The following is an 18304-nucleotide window of genomic DNA, read 5'->3' as shown; positions in this document are numbered from 1 at the left end:
GGCCTTTTGGTGAGCCGAATGGCTGCCTAGCCACTGAGAGCCCGGGAGCATCTGTGAGCTATGGCATTTTTGTCACAGCGGCGGAGCTTCAGTCGAAATAAAGAAACTGGCGTGTGCAACCCGGGTTCATCCCCTCGCCCGCACACTGGGTTGCTGAGGAACAAGATCATGAAATTCCGTCATATGCTTCTCGCTGCCACCGCCGCGGTCGCGCTTCCCGGCGCGGCGATGGCTCAGTCCTCCTGGCTGCCGACCGCGGCGGCCCAGCCCATCTCCGGTGTCTATCTCGGCGCCGGCGCGGGCTGGAACCATCTCGACAAGAACAACCTGACGGCGATCGGCACGAACGCCCTGGCCCTGGATTCCATCGGTGCGAGCCGCCAGGGCAACATCAACTTCAAGGAAGGCGGCGTCGGCGTCCTCTCCCTGGGTTACGGCTTCGGCAACGGCTTCCGCGTCGAGGTGGAAGGCAACTATCGGTACAACGAAGTCGATAAGCTGGGTGGCTTCCCGGCCCGTGCGCCGGGCGCCGGCTTCGGCAGCGCCTTCCGCAACTTCGATGGCCAGCAGAAGCAGTACGGCGCGATGGCCAACGTCTACTACGACTTCCAGCTGCCGCAGTGGTTCCCGAACATGCCGGTCGCGGTCGTGCCGTATATCGGCGGCGGCGTCGGCTACATGTGGAAGGACGTGGATGCCCGTGGCACCCGCCGCGACGCACCGAACACCATTGTCTCGATCGACGACACGACGGGCGCCTTCGCCTACCAGGGCATCGCCGGTCTGTCCTTCCCGATCGCTTCGGTGCCGGGCCTCGCGATCACGGCCGAGTATCGCTACACCGGCTCGCTGCAGTCGAAGTTCGACGGTGTGGTCACCACTCCGGCGGGCGGCGTCAGCCGGGGCCAGTATCAGCTGGATCAGAACCACAACCACTCGGCTCTGATCGGCGTGCGCTACGCCTTCAACACGCCGGTTCCGGTCGCTCCGGCCCCGGTGGCGCCGATCGCTCCGGCCGTCGCTCCGGCTCCGGCCCGCACCTACCTGGTGTTCTTCGACTGGGATCGCGCTGACCTGACGGCCCGTGCCCGCCAGATCATCGCCGAGGCCGCCCAGGCCGCCAGCCGCGTGCAGGCCACCCGGATCGAAGTGTCCGGCCACACCGACAGCTCCGGCTCGCCGCAGTACAACCAGCGCCTGTCCCAGCGCCGCGCCGACGCCGTCGCCGCCGAGCTGGTCCGCCTGGGCGTGCAGCGTTCGGAGATCACGATCCGCGCCTATGGCGAGAGCCAGCCGCTGGTCGCCACGGCCGACGGTGTGCGCGAGCCGCAGAACCGCCGCGTCGAGATCGTCCTGCGCTAAGGCAGGCGGACTGGACGGGGGAGGTTTCCCCCGTCCGCCTCCACTCGTTCCACGAGAAGAAACTTGGGCGCCGAAAGGCGCCCATTTTTTGTGCCTGCCCCCCGGCCTCGCGCCGGATGGGCCTTGCCGCTCCTCGGCCAGGGCTTTGCCTGCGGCCTCCGGTGAATAAGGCCGTGATGACGATGGTCATCGGTCCGGAACCCAGCGCGCTCGCGTGACCCAGGTGAAGTGATGCACCATACGCAGGGCTGGGCCGCCTTGGCAGTGCCGTCGCTCCATGGGCAAGGTCGCTGGTCCCGGATCAGGGCGAATCCCTGTCCAGTATCCCGCCGGCCCGAGGAACTTCAGGATGTCTCAGGAAACCGATGGCCTGCCGCCATCCAAGCGGCGCTGGGCGATGGCTGCCATCGCTGTTTCCATCACCCTGGCGGTGATGGACAGCTCCGTCGCCAATGTCGCCCTTCCAGCCATCGCCGCAGACCTGAATGCCTCCGCCTCGGATGTCATCCTGGTGGTGAACGCCTACCAGATCGCCACCATCATGTCCCTGCTGCCCTTCGCCTCCATGGGCGAGAAATTCGGCTATGCCCGGGTCTATCGCGCCGGGCTGGTGGTCTTTACCGCCTCCTCGCTGATCTGCGCCCTTTCAGATTCGCTGCAGATGCTGATCATCGCGCGCGCGGTGCAGGGCTTCGGCGCGGCCGGGCTGATGAGCGTGAACACCGCCCTGGTTCGCTACATCTTTCCGCATAAGATGCTGGGGCGCGGGATCGGCATGAACGCGCTGATCGTCGCCACGGCCTCGGTGGCCGGCCCGCCGGTGGGCGCCGCCATCCTGGGCGTGGCGCACTGGCCCTGGGTCTTCGCGGTGAACCTGCCGCTGGGTCTGCTGGCCCTGGCGCTCACCCGCTTCCTGCCGCGCACCCCGCGCGGCAACCGCCGCTTCGATGCCGGCAGCGCCATGCTCAGCGCCGGCACCTTCGGCCTGCTGACGGTCGGGGTGGAGCAGTTCACCCGCGGCCAGTCCTGGTGGATCGTCGGCCTCTTCCTGCTGGGCTTCCTGGCCTGCGGCACGCTGCTGGTGCGGCGCCAGGCCGGGCGGGCGGCGCCGCTGCTGCCGGTGGACCTGCTGCGGATTCCGGTCTTCGCGCTGTCCATCGCCACCTCGGTCTGTTCCTTCGCGGCGCAGATGCTGACCTTCGTCGCCCTGCCCTTCCTGTTCCAGCACAATCTCGGCCGCACGGCGGTGGAGAGCGGATTGCTGATCACGCCCTGGCCGCTCGTGCTGATCGGTGTCGCGCCGCTCGCCGGCCGGCTTTCCGACCGCTTCAACCCGGGCCTGCTGGGCGGCATCGGGATGGCCGTCATGGCTATTGGCCTGGCTCTGATGGCCACGCTGCCGGTCGATGCCACCTACCCCGAAATCGCCTGGCGCGTGGCGCTCTGCGGCGCAGGCTTCGGCCTGTTCCAGAGCCCGAACAACCGGGTTCTGCTCTCCTCTGCCCCGAGGGAACGCAGTGGCGGCGCCAGCGGCATGCTCTCCACCGCGCGGTTGCTGGGCCAGACGGTCGGCGCCGCCCTGGCGGCGCTGGCGCTGGGCCCGATGGTCGGCGGCGAGAATGGCGCCTATATTGGCGTCGGGCTTGCGGCGGCCATCGCGGCTATCGCCTCCCTGATCAGCCTGAGTCGCCTGGCGGCAACCCGGCGGGCATGAGTGGCCTTCAACCAGCGGCCACCGGCTTCACCCTGCCATTTATGAGTTCTGTACCATGACCACGCCCAGCAATGCCGATCTCGCCGCCGAGATCCTGCGGCTCACCGCCGCCGCCCCTCCGGGCAAGTCCATCGCCCCCAGCGACGTGGCGCGCGCCTTCTCCCCGCCGGGCACGCCGCTGAGCGATGAAAGCTGGCGGCCGCTGCTGCCGCGGCTGCGCAAGGTGGCCCTGGCCTTACAGCAGGAAGGCCGGATCGAGATTCTGCGGAAGGGCAAGCCCGTGCCACCGGAAGAGGTGCGCGGCGTCATCCGCCTGCGTGCCGGGACCGCCGAACCCCCACCCGAGGCCTGAACACATGCGCCGCCTGTTGCCCTTCCTGCGTGATGCCTGGGCACTGGCCCGGCCCTACTGGAACAGCGAGGACAAATGGAAGGCGCGCGGCCTGCTGGCCGTCGTCATCCTGCTGAACCTCTCCCTGGTCGGCATGAACGTGCTGCTGACCTATTGGCAGGCGGCTTTCTACGATGCCTTGCAGGAGAAGGATTTCCCGGCCTTCAGCCAGCTCCTGCTCTGGGGACATTGGCGGGAGAGCGGGAGCTTCATGCCCGGCTTCTCCATCATCGCGGCGCTCTTCATCGTCGTCGCGGTCTATCAGCTCTACCTGAACCAGGCCCTGCAGATCCGCTGGCGGCGCTGGCTCGTGGGGCAGATGCTGCATGAATGGCTGGACCGGCACGCCTATTACCGCATGGGCCTGACAGAAGGCGGCGCCGACAACCCGGACCAGCGTATCGCCGACGATACCCGCCTCTATGTCAGCAGCACCCTCAATCTCGGGCTGGGGCTGATGAGCGCGGTGGTCACGCTGATCTCCTTCATCTTCGTGCTCTGGGGGCTGTCGGGGCCCATGGCGGTCTTCGGCATCAATATCCCGGGCTATCTGGTCTGGGTGGCACTGATCTATTCCGCCATCGGCACCTGGCTGGCGCATCTCATCGGCCGCAAGCTGGTCGGGCTGAACTTCAACCAGCAGCGGGTGGAAGCCGATTTCCGTTTCTCCCTGGTGCGCGTGCGGGAGAACATGGAGGGCATCGCCCTGCATGGCGGTGAGGCCCAGGAGGAAGCCGGGCTGCGCGCGCGCTTCGCCGCTGTCATGAACAACTGGTGGGCCATCATGACGGCCACCAAGCAGCTGACCTTCTTCACCGCCGGCTTCGGCCAGGTGGCGGTCATATTCCCCTTCATCGTGGCGGCTCCGGCCTATTTCGCCGGGCGCGTCGCGCTGGGCGGCCTGGTCCAGACGACCCGCGCCTTCGGCGAGGTGCAGGGTGCCATGTCCTGGTTCGTGACGGCCTATGACGAGCTGGCCGCCTGGAGGGCCACGGTGGAGCGCCTGACGGGCTTCCACTATGCCGTCTCCGCCGCCCGCGCCGCGGCGGAGGAAGGGCCGCGGGTCTCGCCTTCCAGCGGCGAAGCCCTGGAGGCAGAGGGCCTGCGCCTGGCCCTGCCCAATGGCCGCCCCTTGACCGAGGATGCCAGCCTGCGTGTCGAGCCTGGGGAGGCGGTGCTGATCACCGGCGTTTCCGGCAGCGGCAAATCCACCTTGTTCCGCGCGTTGGCGGGCATCTGGCCCTTCGGCTCCGGCCAGATCCACCAGCCCGATGGCGAGGTGCTGTTCCTGCCGCAGCGCCCCTATATGCCGCTCGGCACCCTCAAGCGCGCCATCTGCTACCCGCATGACCCGGCCGAGCATAGCGATGCCGAGGTCACGGCGGCGCTGGACAAGGCCGGGCTGGCCGCGCTGGCCCCCCGGCTGCATGAGACCGATGCCTGGGAACGCCGCCTCTCCGGCGGCGAGCAGCAGCGGCTGGCCGTGGCGCGGGCCCTGCTGGTCCGCCCGCGATGGCTCTTCCTGGACGAGGCGACCGCAAGCCTCGATACGGCGGCGGAGCGCATGCTCTACACGACGCTGCGGCGTGAATTGCCAGATACTGCGATAATCTCCATTGCCCATCGCCCCGCCGTGGTCGAATTTCACGACAGGGTGCTGCGGCTGTCCGAAGGCAGGCTGGCACCCTCGCAATTGCAGGAGACGCCGACGTGAGCGCCATTCCCCCGCCCCGCTTCGACCATGTCGTGGTCTATGTGGAAGACCAGCTCGACGCCTCGGCCGAGGCCTATCAGCGCCTGGGCTTCCAACTGACGGAGCGCGGGCACCACACGCTCGGCTCCAGCAATCACCTCGCGATCTTCGGCACCGATTACCTGGAGCTGCTGGGCTACGAGCCCGCGCGGATCACCAAGGACTCCGTCCTCTGGAACATGCCGAAGGGCCTGGGCGGCCTGGTGTTCAAGCCCGGTGCCGATGCCGGCTTCCGCGACGCCATCGTCGAACGCGGTGTGCCCGCCGAGGAGTCGCGGGAGTTCAGCCGCCCGGTGGATCTGCCCGAGGGCACGCGGGACGCGAAGTTCCGTGTGACGCATCTGAAGCCCGAGGTGTCCTTCAACGGCCGGGTCTTCTTCTGCCACCACTTCACGCCGGAACTGGTCTGGCGGCCGGAATGGCAGCGGCACGCCAATGGCACGACCGGCATCGCTGAATTCATCGTGGCCAGCGCCGAGCCGGAGCGCGCGGCCGAACCCTATCGCAAGCTCTTCGGCGATGCTCCCTTTGAGACGGTGGATGGCGGCGTGGCGCTGCGGACCGACAAGGGCCGCCTGCTGATCCTGACTCCGGAGGCCGCCCGCGCCCATCTGGGCGATGCTCTGCCGCCGCTGCCGGCGGATGGGCGCGACGCCATGGTCGGGCTGATCCTCCGCACCGCGTCCCTCACCCAGGCCAAGGCCGCTCTGGCCGCCGGCGGCGTGCCGGCGCGGGAGGAAGCGGGCCGCCTACTGGTGGCGGCGCCGGATGCCTTCGGGCTGGCTCTCGGCTTCGTCGAGTAAGCGGCCTCAGCCCGGCGCGAAATAGTCGGGATAGCGCGCCAGCACCGCCGGGATGCGGGAGAAGGTGGCGGAGAAGTGCTGGCGCAGTGCTGCCTCGGTGGCGGCTGTGTCACGGGCCAGGATCGCCTCGGCGATCCGGCCGTGCTCCTCCACCACCGCTTCCATCTTGCCTGGGCTGGGCAGGTTCAGGCGGCGCAGCCGGTCCAGATGGCCACTGCGGCTGCGGACCAGCGCCCAGAGGCCGGACATGCCAGCGGCCTCGTAGAGCCGGGCGTGGAAGGCATCGTCCGCCGCCGCGAAGCCGTCCTGGCCGATCAGCCGCCGCTGCTCCGCCAGATGCTCGGCCAGCCGCGCCGCCAGGGCCGGCGGCGGCGCGCCGGCCAGTTTCCGGCCCAGTTCCAGCTCCAGTGACACGCGGAGGAAATGCGCCTGCCGCGCATTGTCCAGGTCGATCCGCGCAACATGGGTCGAGGCGCTGGGGACCACCGTTACCAGCCCCTCATCCTGCAGCCGGCTCAGTGCCTCCCGCACCGGGGTCTGGCTGACCTGCAGCCGGGCCGCCAGATTCGCGCGGGAGAGCGGCATGCCCGGTGGCAGCGCGAGCGAGATGATCGCCTGCCGGAGGGTGGCGAAAGCGACCTCCCCCGCCGGGATACGCGGTGCGATGGGCACGAGCAGGGCATCGGGCGAGGGTTGAGGTGCTGCGGACATGGACCGCTTCTACCTGAACCATCCAGAATCCGAAATATCGGATACTTGTCTGACGAGTGACCCGAGGTTAGGAATCTCTCAACGGCCGTGCCAGAGGGCAAGAGCCATATTGGAAGGGAAACGGCCATGGCCGCACCGCGCCTCCTTCTCGCCCGCCGGGTGACCCCGGCCGCCGAGGACCGTGCCCGTCGCGAATTCGATGCGCTGGTGGCAGATCATGACCTCGATGCCGAGGAAACCATCGAGGCCGCTACCCGCCACAGGGCGGATGCACTGCTGATCGGCTCCCCCTGCAAGCTGGACGCGGCGGCCATCAACAGGCTGCCGGACTATGTGAAGGTCATCGCCAATGCCAGCGTCGGCTATGACCACATGGATGCCGATGCGGCCAAGGCACGCGGCATCATCGTCACCAATACGCCGGATGTGCTGACGGACTGCACCGCCGATCTGGCCTTCATGCTGCTGCTGGCCGCCTGCCGCCGCGCCCATGAATACGACGCCATGATGCGACAGGGCTGGGGCATCCGCATGGGTCTGGCCGACTGGCTGGGCGTGAAGCCCAGCGGCAAGACGCTCGGCATCGTCGGCATGGGGCGCATCGGCCGGGCCATGGCGCAGCGCGCGCGGGGCTTCGGTATGCGCGTCCTCTATCACAACCGCCACCGCCTGCCGGATGACCTGGAACAGGGCGCCGAGTATTTCGAAAGCCTGGAGGCGATGCTGCCGCATTGCCAGATCCTCTCCCTGCACCTGCCCGCGGGCGGCGCCACGCTGATGACGCGGGACGCCTTCGCCCTGCTGCCGAAGGGCGCCGTCTTCGTGAACACCGCCCGCGGCGCGCTGGTGGACGAGGATGCGCTGCTGGAGGCACTGAAGAGCGGCCACCTCTTCGCCGCCGGGCTCGACGTCTTCCGCAAGGAGCCCGATTTCGACAGGCGCTTCGCCGAGCTTCCCAATGTCTTCCTGACCCCGCACATGGCCAGCGCCACGCAGGAGACGCGTGACGCCATGGGCATGCTGGCGCTGGACAATATCGCCGCCGTCTGTGCCGGCCGCGAAGCCCTCACCCCCGTCTGAGCGGAAGCCCTGCCGTCATGACCGAATCGCCCCTGCCGAAAGTGAAGACCGTCGAGGAGCTGCGGAGCCGCCGCTGGTTCGGCCCTGCGGATCTCCGTTCCTTCGGCCACCGCTCCCGCGCCATGCAGATGGGCTACAGCCCGGAGGAATGGACCGGCAAGCCTGTCATCGCGATCATCAACACCTGGTCCGACCTCAATCCCTGCCATTCGCACTTCAAGCAGCGGGTGGAGGATGTGAAGCGCGGCATCCTGATGGCCGGCGGCTTCCCGGTGGAGCTGCCGGCGATCTCGGTCTCCGAGAGCTTCGTCAAGCCGACCACCATGATGTATCGCAACATGCTGGCCATGGAGACGGAGGAGCTTCTGCGCTCCCATCCCGTGGATGGCGCGGTGCTGATGGGCGGCTGCGACAAGACCACACCGGGCCTGCTGCTGGGCGCCACCAGCATGAATATCCCGGCCATCTTCCTGCCCGCCGGCCCCATGCTGCGCGGCAACTGGCAGGGCAAGTTCCTTGGCTCCGGCTCGGATTCCTGGAAATACTGGGATGAGTTGCGTGCCGGCAAGATCACGGACCAGGACTGGCTGTCCGTCGAGGGCGGCATCGCGCGCTCCTACGGCACCTGCATGACCATGGGCACGGCCTCGACCATGACGGCCATCGCGGAAGCGGTGGGCATGGTGCTGCCGGGCGGTTCCTCCATGCTGGCCGCCGATGCCGGGCATATCCGCCTGGCCAGCGAGAGCGGGCGCCGCATCGTCGGCATGGTCTGGGAAGACCTGACGCCGCAGAAGATCCAGACCCGCCCGGCCTTCGAGAATGCCATCGCCGTCGCCATGGCGATGGGCTGCTCCACCAATGCCATCATCCACCTGATCGCCATGGCGCGCCGCGCCGGGCAGGATATCGGGCTGGAGGATTTCGAGCGCTACAGCCGCAAGGTTCCCGTCATCGGCAATGTCCGGCCGTCCGGCAATGCCTATCTGATGGAGGATTTCTACTACGCCGGCGGCATCAAGGCGCTGATGAACCGTATCACGGAACATCTCGACCTCTCCTGCCTCACCTGCACCGGCCGCACGCTGGGCGAGAACATCGCCGGCGCCAAAGTCTTCAACGACGACGTCATCCGCACCACGGACAACCCGATCTACGGTGAAGGCTCGCTGGCCGTGCTGAAGGGCAACCTGGCGCCCGACGGTTGCGTCATCAAGCCCGCTGCCATGGACCAGCGCTTCCTGAAGCATTCGGGCCCCGCCGTGGTTTTTGACGACTACCCCAGCATGAAGAAGGCGGTGGACGATGAGAACTATCCCTTCACGCCCGATACGGTGATGGTGCTGCGGAATGCCGGCCCGCAGGGCGGCCCGGGCATGCCGGAATGGGGCATGCTGCCGATGCCGAAGAAGCTGCTGAAGGAGGGCCACCGCGACATGATGCGCATGTCCGATGCGCGGATGTCCGGCACCAGCTACGGCGCCTGCGTCCTGCATGTGGCGCCGGAAAGCTGGATCGGCGGTCCGCTGGCCCTGCTGCGCACCGGCGACATCGTCGAGATGGACGTGGACGCCCGCAGCATCAACATGCTGGTCTCCGAGGAGGAACTCGCGAAGCGCCGTGCCGAATGGAAGGCTCCGGAGGCACGCTTCGGCCGTGGCTATGGCTGGATGTTCACCAAGCATATCCAGCAGGCCAATGAAGGCTGCGACTTTGACTTCCTGAAGACCGAATTCGGCCCGCCGGTCGAAGAACCCGTGATCTATTGAGGTCCCGCGACATGAGCAGCCTGAAGCCCGAGACCCGCGCGAAGCTGAAGACCGTCAGCACCGCCACCCTCGCCACCGCGCTGTTCAAGCGCGGCCTCCGCAACCAGATGATCCAGGGCGTGCAGCCCGTGGGCGGCAAGGCCAAGCCGGAGACCATGGTGGGCGAGGCCTTCACGCTCCGCTACATGCCGGCGCGCGAGGATCTGAACCAGCTTTCCGTTTTCCGCGACCGTGGCCACCCCCAGCGCAAGGCGGTGGAGGAATGCCCGCCCGGCGCGGTGATGGTGATGGACAGCCGCAAGGACCCGCGCGCGGCCTCGGCCGGCGGCATCCTCGTCACGCGGCTGATGATGCGCGGCGTCGCCGGCGTCGTCACCGATGGCGGCTTCCGGGATTCGGCCGAGATCGCCGAACTGGAGATGCCGGCCTATCACACCCGTCCCTCCGCCCCCACCAACCTGACGCTGCATCAGGCCATCGACATCAACGTGCCGATCGGCTGCGGCGACGCGCCGGTCTTTCCTGGGGATGTCATCGTCGGCGATGCCGATGGCGTCATCGTCATCCCCGCGCATCTGGCGGATGAGATCGCCGAGGAGGCGGTGGAGATGACAGCCTATGAGGATTTCGTGACGGAGCGGGTGCAGGGCGGCCAGAGCATCCTCGGCCTCTATCCCCCCACGGATGAAGGCAATCTCGCCACCTTCACCGAATGGCGGAAGGCCAAGGGCCGCTGACCCGCCACCCCGCGCCGCCGGTACCGGCGGCGCGGGCCTTTCGCAGCCTCAGGCGGCCGCGCGGTCCAGGAAGCCGATGACTTCCTGGATGCGCCCCCGCCCGTCCAGCCGCAGCACGTCGGAGCCCTGGGCGACGGGCGCGCCGCCTTCCGGCGCCAGATCCCAGGAGAAGCGCAGGAAGGGCCCATGCGCGTCCGGTTGGCCGCGCAGCGTGAAACCATGGCCGGGAAAGCCGCTCCGCGCGGTCTCGATCATCCGGGCGATACCCTCGCGCCCTTCCCCCTGCATCAGCGGGTCGGCATAGCGCGCCGCTTCGGCCCAGCCTTGCGACAGCAGCGCCCGCCGCCGCCCGGCATCGGCCTCGTTCCAGGCAGCCAGATAGGCCTCGGCGATCTTCATCGGATCATGCATGGCGTTTCTCCTCGGTGAGCCGGAGACCCTCCCCGGCCCGCGAGGCTTAGAACAGGCGCCCGCCGCGCCGCGATAACCTCAGAGGTCATGGCCAGGCGCCGCGGCATTGCTAGACTTCCGGGCATGTCGATCACCCAGCCCACCGTCGGCGACCTGTTGCGGGAATGGCGCCTGCGCCGCAGGCGCAGCCAGCTTGATCTCGCGCTGGATGCCGAGGTCTCCACGCGCCACCTCAGCTATGTGGAAACCGGCCGTGCCTCGGCCAGCCGGGAGATGCTGCTGCGGCTGGCCGAGCATCTCGGCATGCCCCTGCGCCAGCGCAACCAGCTGCTGATGGCCGGCGGCTTCGCCCCGCATTATCCGGAACGCCCCTTGCAGGCGCCGGACATGGCGGCGGCGCGTGGGGCGGTGGAGGCGATCCTGAAGGGTCATGAGCCCTTCCCCGCCCTGGCCGTGGACCGGCACTGGCACCTTCTGGCGGCCAATGATGCGGTGGCCCCACTGCTGGCCGGCGCGGCGCCGGAACTCTTGGCGCCGCCTGTGAATGTCCTACGCCTCAGCCTGCATCCACGGGGGCTGGCGCCATGGATCGAGAACCTGCCCGAATGGCGCGCGCATCTGCTGGAGCGGCTGCGCGCGCAGATCGACCAGTCCGGCGATCCTGTGCTGGCCGCGCTACATGTCGAACTCTCCGCCTATCCCTGCCCGCCGGCGGGACAGGCGGAGCCGATGGGCGGCATCGCCGTGCCCCTGCGCATCCGCCCTCCAGGCCAGGACCGCGCGCTGTCCTTCCTCTCCACCACCACGGTCTTTGGCACGCCCGTCGATGTCACGCTCTCCGAGCTGGCGCTGGAATGCTTCTACCCCGCTGACGAGGCCACCCGGCGCGCCCTGACCGCCACCGTCCGAACGGAGCCATCCTCATGAGCGTCGTCTATGCCATTCAGTTCCAGGTCCGGCCCGGGCAGCTGGAGCGCTTTACCACCCTGCTGAACGGCCTGCTGGATGCCATGCGCGCCGAGGCCAGCTTCCGAAACGCGGTGCTGCACCGCGCCCCGGAGGACCCCTGCCGCTTCATGCTCTACGAAACCTGGGCGGATCATGAGGAGGTGCTGGCCGTGCAGGTCCACCGCCCCTATCGCGCCGCCTGGAATGCCGCATTGCCGGAGATCCTGGCCGGCCCGCGGGAAATCTCCGTCTGGCATCCCCTGCGCGCCGACGGCATCGCCGCCTGAGGTGAAAAGGCCTGGGCCTCATGGCGCGGGCCTCCACCACCCTCAGTCGAAGCTGAGAAAGCCTGGCATCTCGCTGATCGGGCCCGCGTCCCGGAGCTTTGCCAGGTCGGGCACCGGGCGGGCCAGGGTGGCGTCGCCCGCCACCGCGGCCTCGATGGCGGCAGCCACGGCCACGACCAGCGCGTCGCCGCCGCGCGGGCCGACGATCTGGAAGCCGAAGGGCATGCCCGCCTTGTCCAGGCCCAGCGGCAGGCTGATGGCGGGGTGGCCCGTGACCGTCACCGCATAGGCATTGGCCAGCCAGTGAAAGTAGCTTTTGGTCGCCACGCCGTCGATCTCGGTGGGGTACAGCTCGCTCCAGGGCCGGGGCGAGATGGTCATGGCGGGCGAGACGATCACATCCACCCCGCTGGCGAAGAACTGCTGCCAGCGGCGATAGATCTGCGTCTGCAACACCGAGGCACGCGCCACATCGGCCGCCGAATAGCCCCAGCCTTCCTCGACATTGGCGCGGACATTCGGGCCGACGCAGTTCGGGTCCTTCCGCACCTTCTCGTCGAAGCCGGCCAGGAAGCTGACGGCGCGCAGCACCGCGAAAGCCTCGTCCGTGCCGCTGCAATCGGGATGGCGCTGCTCGACCGAGGCGAAGAGCGGCGTCAGCGCCGCGAGGCGGCTGGCGAAGACCTCGCGGATATGCCGCTCCGTCGGTGCGAAGCCGAAATCCACGGTCGCGGCGACACGGATGGAGGAAAGGTCCACCGCCTCATGCCAGGCCATGCCGCGCCGCACATCCACATCCGGCAGGGTATAGGCCAGCGGGTCCACGCCATCGTCGCCGGCGATGGCGGAGAGCATCAGCGCCAGGTCGCCGACGTCCCGCGCCATCGGCCCGAGCACCGACAGCGCCGACCAGCCCAGCGCCCGCCGCCCATTCGGCACCAGCCCCGGGCTGGGGCGGAAGCCGACGATGCCGTTGAAGGCCGCCGGGTTCCGCAGCGAGCCGCCGGTATCGGAGCCGCTGGCCAGCGGCACCATGCCCGTCGCCAGCGCCACGCCCGAGCCGCCGGAGGAACCGGCGGCCGAGCGGGTGGGGTCGAAGGGATTGCCCGTGGCGCCATAGACGGCGTTGCGCGTATTCGCGCCCGCGCCGAATTCCGGCGTATTGGTCTTGCCCAGCACGATGCCGCCGGCGGCACGCAGGTCCGCCACCATGTGGTCGTCATGCTTGGGCACATTGTCCCGGAACAGCGGGCTGCCGAAGGTGGTGACCAGCCCCGCCGTGGAATCCAGGTCCTTGATCCCCAGCGGCAGGCCATGCAGCGGGCCCAGCTTGTCGCCGCGCATCACCGCCTCCTCCGCCGCCTGGGCGGCGGCGCGGGCACGCTCCTCATCCATCGCCACCATGGCATTGACGGCATGGTTCACGGCGCCGATGCGGCGGAGGCAGGACTCCAGCAGCTCGACCGGCGAGAGCTTCCTCGTGCCGATCAGTTGCCGCGCCTGGACGGCGGATAAATCGCAGGGCTCGGTCATGGTGGTCACTCCTTCAGCCGTCAGCGCGCCTCAGTAGCCGAGGGCGCAGCCATCCTTGCGGGGGTCGGAACCGCCGATCAGCACGCCCCGTTCACGGTCGATCAGGATGGCCTGGCCGCCGCCATGCGGATTGGCGATCAGTTCCGGCACATGGCCCATGCGGCTGAGCTGGTCGACGACGGAGCTGGGGATGCCCCGTTCCACCTGCAGCTTTCCGCCATAGGGGAAGAGGCGCGGCAGATCGAGCGCCGCCTGGACATCCAGCCCGAACTCAAAGTGGTTGGACAGGAAGAGCGTCTGGCCCATCGGCTGGAAATGACCGCCCATGACGCCATAGGGCATCAGCGGCTGGCCATCCTTCATCACCATGCCCGGGATGATGGTGTGCATCGGGCGCTTGTTGGGGGCGATGCAGTTCGGGTGCCCCTCCTGCAGGCGGAAGCCGAAGCCGCGGTTGTGCAGCATCACGCCGCTCTTCTCGGCCAGGATGCCGGAGCCGAAGCTCTCGAAGAGCGAGTTGATGAAGGAACAGACATTGCCGTCCGCATCCACCACGCAGAGATAGACGGTGTCCTTGTGGACCGGCAGCATCTCCGCGAGGCCGGCCGGCGGCAGCTCGCGCATCGCCTTCTCATCGCTGATCAGCGCGCGCAGCCCGGCCGTGTACTCGGCTGAGGTCAGCTTGGCGACCGGCACCTCCACCTGGGAGGGATCGGCCAGGAAGGCGTCACGGTCGCGATAGGCCAGGCGCGCCACCTCGGTATGGCGGTGCAGGCGGGTGGCGGAGAGCGGGCCGCCCTCCGGCGTCTCGAACCGCTCGAGCACGCCGAGCATGGAGAGCACCAGCATGCCCGAGCCATTGGGCGGGCACTGGAAGATATCCAGCCCCTTCCAGCGCGCCTGGATCGGCTCGACGAACTCGGCCACGTCCAGCCCGGCGGCGAAATCCGCCTCGGTATGGCTGCCGCCGGCGGCCCGCAGGGTGGCCACCATGTCGGCGGCGATCTCACCCTCGTAGAAAGCGCGCGCCCCTTCATTGGCGATGGCGCGCAGCGTGCGGGCCAGGGCCGGCTGGCGGAAGATGTCACCCACCTTCAGGGGCTGGCCGTCCTTCAGGAAATGGCGGGCCGTCGCCTCCCGCCGCGACAGCTTCGGCGTCGCATTCTGCCAGTCCGAGGCAACGCGCGGGTGGATGGGGTGGCCTTCCTCCGCCAGGCGGATGGCGGGCGCCAGGATGCGGTCCAGCGGCATGCGGCCATAGACCGCGTTCAGCTTGCCCCAGGCCGAGACGGCGCCGGGGACGGTGACGGAATGGGGCGAGGTCGGGTCCATCGCCGTCAGCCCGTCGGCGCGCAGCCGCTCCGGCGTGGCCCCGGCCGGCGCGCGGCCGGAACCGTTCATGGCGACCACCCGCCCCTGGCCGGCCGGCGCATAGAGGCAGAAGCAGTCGCCGCCGATGCCGGTGGATTGCGGCTCCACCACCGCCAGCACGGCCGCGGCGGCGATGGCGGCGTCCAGCGCGTTGCCACCGTTCCGCAGGATATCAATGGCCGCCAGTGTCGCCGCCGGCATCGAGGTGGCCGCCATGCCACGCGTAGCGAGGACAGGGCTGCGGCCGGGGGCATGGAAATCGCGCATCGGGTTCTCTCAGAGCTAACAGGGCCGGAAATCGCGGTACGCTGACATGCTCGCGGCCTCGCGTCCATCCATCCCCCTTCCTTCACCGCCAAGGAAGCGGTATCCGAAGTGCATGGACAGCACCGCGAGTATCGAGGATTTCGACCGCATCGACATCCGCGTCGGCACCGTGGTCGATGCCCAGCCGCTGGAGGGCGCCCGAAAGCCCGCATTGCGGCTGGAGATCGACCTGGGGCCGGAGATCGGGGTGAAGCGGTCCTCCGCACAGATCACCGTGCATTACCCGCCCGGAAAACTGATCGGCCGGCAGGTGCTCTGCGTTGTCAACCTCCCACCCCGCAAGGTGGCCGACGTCGAGAGTGAGGTCCTGACCCTCGGCCTGCCGGACGCCAATGGCGCGGTGGTTCTTCTCCGCCCTGATATCGCCGTCCCCAATGGCGGCAGGATGTTCTGAATGATGGCCCAGCCCCGTTACTACACCGTCTCCTGGGACCAGCTTCACCGGGATGGCAAGGCGCTGGCCTGGCGGCTGGTGGAGAAGGGCCCGCTGAAGGGCATCGTCGCCATCACCCGCGGCGGGCTGATCCCCGCCGCCATCGTGGCGCGCGAGCTCGACTGCCGGATGATCGAGAGCACCTCCATCGTCACCTATGATGAGGAAGTGAAGGGCGAGCCGGTCGTAGCCAAGCCCCCCACCGCCGCCGGGGATGGCGAGGGCTGGCTGGTGCTGGATGACCTGGTGGATACCGGCACCACGCTGAAGGTGGTCCGCAGGCTGCTGCCGAAGGCGCATTACGCCACGGTCTATGCCAAGCCCGCCGGCAAGCCGCTGGTCGATACCTTCGTGACCGAGGTCAGCCAGGACACCTGGATCCTCTTCCCCTGGGATACCGAGCAGCAGTTCGTGCCCCCCATCGCCAAGGCGAACGCCGCCAAGTAAGGCGGCGCCGCGCGCTCAGTAGCCCCTGGCGGTATCCACCCGCTGGGGCATGGGCTGACCCTGCCGCATGGCCCGCAGGTTCTGGAACAGCAGGTCCAGGCTCTGGTCGTTGTAGGTGGCGGGATCATCGGCCGACATATGCGGCGTGATCAGCAGGTTGGGCGCCGTCCAGAGGCGGTCACCCGCCGGCAGCGGCTCCTGCACCTGCACATCCGTCACCGCGCCGGCCAGATGCCCGGATTCCAGCGCATCGCAAAGCGCATCCTCATCCCAGACAGGACCGCGGGCGATATTCACCAGCTTGGCGCCACGAGGCAGCAGCGCCATGCGGCGGCGGTCCAGCAGCCCCTGCGTGCGCGGCGTCAGCGGACAGGCCAGCACCAGGAACTCAGCCTCCGGCAATACGCTGTCGATCGCGTCCTGACTGACTACGCGGGAGCAGGCGGGGTGAGGCGCATCCGAATTCCGCACGCCGATCACGGTCATGCCGAACTGCGCCGCGCGCTCGGCCACCGCGCCGCCCAGCGAACCCAGCCCGACGACGCAGACTGTCCGCCCCGCCAGCACCGAGCCGAAGCGCGGCGACCAGACCTGCTTCTGCTGGTCCTGCGCGAAGGTGGGGATGTGGTTGGCGAGCATCAGCAGCGCCATCAGCCCGAACTCGCCGGCCTTGGCCCCATGGGTGCCCCGGTTGTTCAGCAGCGCCACGCCCGGCGGCAGCCAGGCGAAGGGGGCCAGCCGGTCCACGCCGGCGGAGGTGCAGAAGATGGCCTTCAGCTTCGGCGCGGCGCCGGGGAGCACGCCCTCGGGGAAATGCCGGGCCGCCAGCCTGGTCCAGGTGACCAGCACCTCGGCCTCCGCCAGGGCGGACCAGAGCCCGGCCTCGTCATGGGCCAGGCTGATCCCGGCAGCGGCGAAATCGGGATGGCGCGCCAGGGCCGCCGCGACTTGGGCGGGCGTGATGGCGAAGAGGGCATCGCCCTCGGGATTCTGGATATGGATACGCATGGCGCGCAGCCTCCCGGCGGCGGCAGGTGGCGTCAAGCCACCTGCCGCCGCCGGGCATCAGTTGCCGCGCTTGCGGGCGCCGTTCTTGCGAAGCAGGAATTCGCGGCCCAGCTTCACCCGCGCCTGACCGTTATAATCGACGATATCGGCCGTGGCGTAGGTCTCGCTCCAGGTGTTCGGGATGAAGCTGCCGGTGCCCACGACATCGATCGGGACCTTGGCTTCGTTCATCACCCTACACTTGGAGACACCGAAGCCGGAGGAGGCGACGATGCCCACCCTGGGGAAGCCGGCCCGGTCCAGCGCCTCCCGCATCCGCCAGATGGCGGCGGCGGAGACTCCGGTGCCGACAAGGTGCCGCAGCTCGGTATCGGAACGGTAGCGGCGGATGGCGCCGGGCGCGTGCCGCTCCAGCACCGCGTAGGATTCCGCGGGGTCCAGGCCTTCCAGGAAGCGGCCGCCATGGGTATCCAGCCGGACGGAAAGCCGACCGGCCGCCGCCAGCTCGGGGAAGCGGCGGCAGACCTCCAGCCCGTCCGTGACCTCCCGGCCGAAGTAATCGACCAGCACGGTCAGATTGTCGTCGGGATAGGTCTCGTGGAACATCTCGGCCGCGCGCAGCGTGCTGCCGGCATAGCCGATCAGGGCATGCGGCATGGTGCCGAAGCCACGCTCATTGCCGAACCAATGGGCCGTGACGTCATTGGCATTGCCAATGAAGCCCTTGGCCCCTTCCCGCTTCGCGCTGGCCGAGCCGACGGCGGCGGCATAGGCCATCATCTCCTGCATCTCGGCCCCGGCGCAGTGCCGGGCCTCCATGGCCAGGAAGGCGGCCTTGGGCAGTTCCAGGCACATCTGATAGGCATTATGCGCGGCGACGCAGGCCGGCCCCAGCTTCTGGAGATAAAGCGTCTCCAGATCCGCGAGCTGCACAAAGGAGCCGGTGATGTAGAGGATCGGGTCGCCCGCGCCCACCCACACGCCTTCCTTGTGCATCAGCTCGATGCTGATCTCCGTCCCCCGCTCGGCGGCGATGGTCGCCAGCCAGTCCATGACCAGCCGCGGTGCCGAGACCACCGGCCGCCGCAGGAAGACCGCGTAGGTCACCTGGCAGTCGCCGAAGCGGGCGGCGATCTCCTTGGTGCGGTTGAAGTAGACATCCGTGCGGCCGGCGATATCGGCTTCCACCGGCTGCGGGGGCATGGGGCTCACAGGGCGC

At 68.7% G+C, this 18304-nt stretch carries 18 protein-coding genes; 12 read left to right on the top strand and 6 right to left on the bottom strand.

Translation table 11 applies throughout. The annotated features are described in order from the left end of the window. The first annotated feature begins 168 nt into the window (after positions 1-168). The 5 genes from IAI58_RS09550 to IAI58_RS09530 all read left to right on the top strand — a co-directional run bounded on the left by IAI58_RS09550 (position 169) and on the right by IAI58_RS09530 (position 6023). Entirely contained in the window at positions 169-1362 is a 1194-nt protein-coding gene (locus tag IAI58_RS09550; RefSeq protein ID WP_207450058.1) for an OmpA family protein, read from the top strand. 349 nt (positions 1363-1711) lie between these two features. After that, positions 1712-3076, top strand: coding sequence for an MFS transporter (locus tag IAI58_RS09545; protein WP_207450056.1), 1365 nt, complete (start codon positions 1712-1714; stop codon positions 3074-3076). Between the two features lie 55 nt (positions 3077-3131). Continuing rightward, on the top strand, positions 3132-3428 hold the full coding sequence (locus tag IAI58_RS09540; protein WP_207450054.1) for a DUF3253 domain-containing protein: 297 nt from the start codon (positions 3132-3134) through the stop codon (positions 3426-3428). A 4-nt stretch (positions 3429-3432) separates the two neighbouring features. Further along, a complete protein-coding gene (locus tag IAI58_RS09535) occupies positions 3433-5181 on the top strand; it encodes an ABC transporter ATP-binding protein/permease (protein WP_207450052.1) in 1749 nt (582 codons plus the stop codon). Further along, positions 5178-6023 carry a VOC family protein gene (locus IAI58_RS09530; RefSeq protein ID WP_207450050.1) on the top strand — a complete coding sequence of 282 codons (846 nt, stop codon included), beginning with the start codon at positions 5178-5180 and terminating at the stop codon, positions 6021-6023. The genes IAI58_RS09535 and IAI58_RS09530 overlap by 4 nt, the downstream gene beginning before the upstream one ends. 6 nt (positions 6024-6029) lie before the next feature. Here IAI58_RS09530 and IAI58_RS09525 read toward each other — a convergent pair whose 3' ends face one another. Then, positions 6030-6734 carry a GntR family transcriptional regulator gene (locus IAI58_RS09525; protein ID WP_207450048.1) on the bottom strand — a complete coding sequence of 235 codons (705 nt, stop codon included), beginning with the start codon at positions 6732-6734 and terminating at the stop codon, positions 6030-6032. 126 nt (positions 6735-6860) lie between these two features. Between IAI58_RS09525 and IAI58_RS09520 the strand changes: the two genes are divergently transcribed. From IAI58_RS09520 to IAI58_RS09510, 3 genes are read left to right on the top strand one after another with little or no spacing between them, the layout of a single operon-like run. Next, positions 6861-7814, top strand: coding sequence for a 2-hydroxyacid dehydrogenase (locus tag IAI58_RS09520; protein WP_207450046.1), 954 nt, complete (start codon positions 6861-6863; stop codon positions 7812-7814). A 17-nt stretch (positions 7815-7831) separates the two neighbouring features. Further along, positions 7832-9583 carry an L-arabinonate dehydratase gene (gene araD / locus IAI58_RS09515; RefSeq protein ID WP_207450044.1) on the top strand — a complete coding sequence of 584 codons (1752 nt, stop codon included), beginning with the start codon at positions 7832-7834 and terminating at the stop codon, positions 9581-9583. A gap of 11 nt (positions 9584-9594) precedes the next feature. After that, complete coding sequence (locus IAI58_RS09510; RefSeq protein ID WP_207450042.1) at positions 9595-10320, top strand: ribonuclease activity regulator RraA; 726 nt, start codon at positions 9595-9597, stop codon at positions 10318-10320. Positions 10321-10368: 48 nt separating this feature from the next. Here the strand turns inward: IAI58_RS09510 and IAI58_RS09505 are convergent, their stop codons facing one another. Continuing rightward, positions 10369-10731, bottom strand: a complete 363-nt coding sequence (locus IAI58_RS09505) for a nuclear transport factor 2 family protein (RefSeq protein ID WP_207450040.1) — start codon at positions 10729-10731, stop codon at positions 10369-10371. 123 nt (positions 10732-10854) lie between these two features. Here IAI58_RS09505 and IAI58_RS09500 point away from each other — a divergent pair, with 123 nt between their 5' ends. Together IAI58_RS09500 and IAI58_RS09495 are read left to right on the top strand one after the other, a co-directional pair. Beyond that, positions 10855-11658 (top strand): MmyB family transcriptional regulator, encoded by an 804-nt coding sequence (locus IAI58_RS09500; RefSeq protein ID WP_207450038.1) that lies wholly within the window; start codon positions 10855-10857, stop codon positions 11656-11658. Further along, positions 11655-11966 carry a putative quinol monooxygenase gene (locus IAI58_RS09495; protein ID WP_207450036.1) on the top strand — a complete coding sequence of 104 codons (312 nt, stop codon included), beginning with the start codon at positions 11655-11657 and terminating at the stop codon, positions 11964-11966. The genes IAI58_RS09500 and IAI58_RS09495 overlap by 4 nt, the downstream gene beginning before the upstream one ends. Positions 11967-12008: 42 nt before the next feature. Here the strand turns inward: IAI58_RS09495 and IAI58_RS09490 are convergent, their stop codons facing one another. Together IAI58_RS09490 and ggt are read right to left on the bottom strand one after the other, a co-directional pair. Beyond that, positions 12009-13499, bottom strand: coding sequence for an amidase (locus IAI58_RS09490; RefSeq protein WP_207450034.1), 1491 nt, complete (start codon positions 13497-13499; stop codon positions 12009-12011). A 30-nt stretch (positions 13500-13529) separates the two neighbouring features. Next, a complete protein-coding gene (gene ggt, locus IAI58_RS09485; protein WP_207450032.1) occupies positions 13530-15137 on the bottom strand; it encodes a gamma-glutamyltransferase in 1608 nt (535 codons plus the stop codon). A 112-nt stretch (positions 15138-15249) separates the two neighbouring features. Here ggt and IAI58_RS09480 point away from each other — a divergent pair, with 112 nt between their 5' ends. Then, positions 15250-15591, top strand: a complete 342-nt coding sequence (locus IAI58_RS09480) for a tRNA-binding protein (protein WP_207450030.1) — start codon at positions 15250-15252, stop codon at positions 15589-15591. A gap of 3 nt (positions 15592-15594) precedes the next feature. Further along, on the top strand, positions 15595-16077 hold the full coding sequence (gene gpt / locus IAI58_RS09475) for a xanthine phosphoribosyltransferase (RefSeq protein ID WP_207450028.1): 483 nt from the start codon (positions 15595-15597) through the stop codon (positions 16075-16077). Positions 16078-16092: 15 nt separating this feature from the next. Here gpt and IAI58_RS09470 read toward each other — a convergent pair whose 3' ends face one another. Both IAI58_RS09470 and IAI58_RS09465 read right to left on the bottom strand, forming a co-directional pair. Continuing rightward, positions 16093-17085: a D-2-hydroxyacid dehydrogenase gene (locus IAI58_RS09470; RefSeq protein WP_207450097.1), complete on the bottom strand. Its 993-nt coding sequence runs from the start codon at positions 17083-17085 to the stop codon at positions 16093-16095. Positions 17086-17142: 57 nt separating this feature from the next. Then, a complete protein-coding gene (locus IAI58_RS09465) occupies positions 17143-18288 on the bottom strand; it encodes a nicotinate phosphoribosyltransferase (RefSeq protein WP_207449427.1) in 1146 nt (381 codons plus the stop codon). Positions 18289-18304: the final 16 nt, after the last annotated feature.

Origin of the sequence: Roseomonas marmotae (assembly GCF_017654485.1) — a bacterium.
GTDB classification, from domain to species: domain Bacteria; phylum Pseudomonadota; class Alphaproteobacteria; order Acetobacterales; family Acetobacteraceae; genus Pseudoroseomonas; species Pseudoroseomonas marmotae.
Note: the sequence above shows the minus strand (reverse complement) of the source record. Positions and strands in the feature narration are given on the sequence as shown.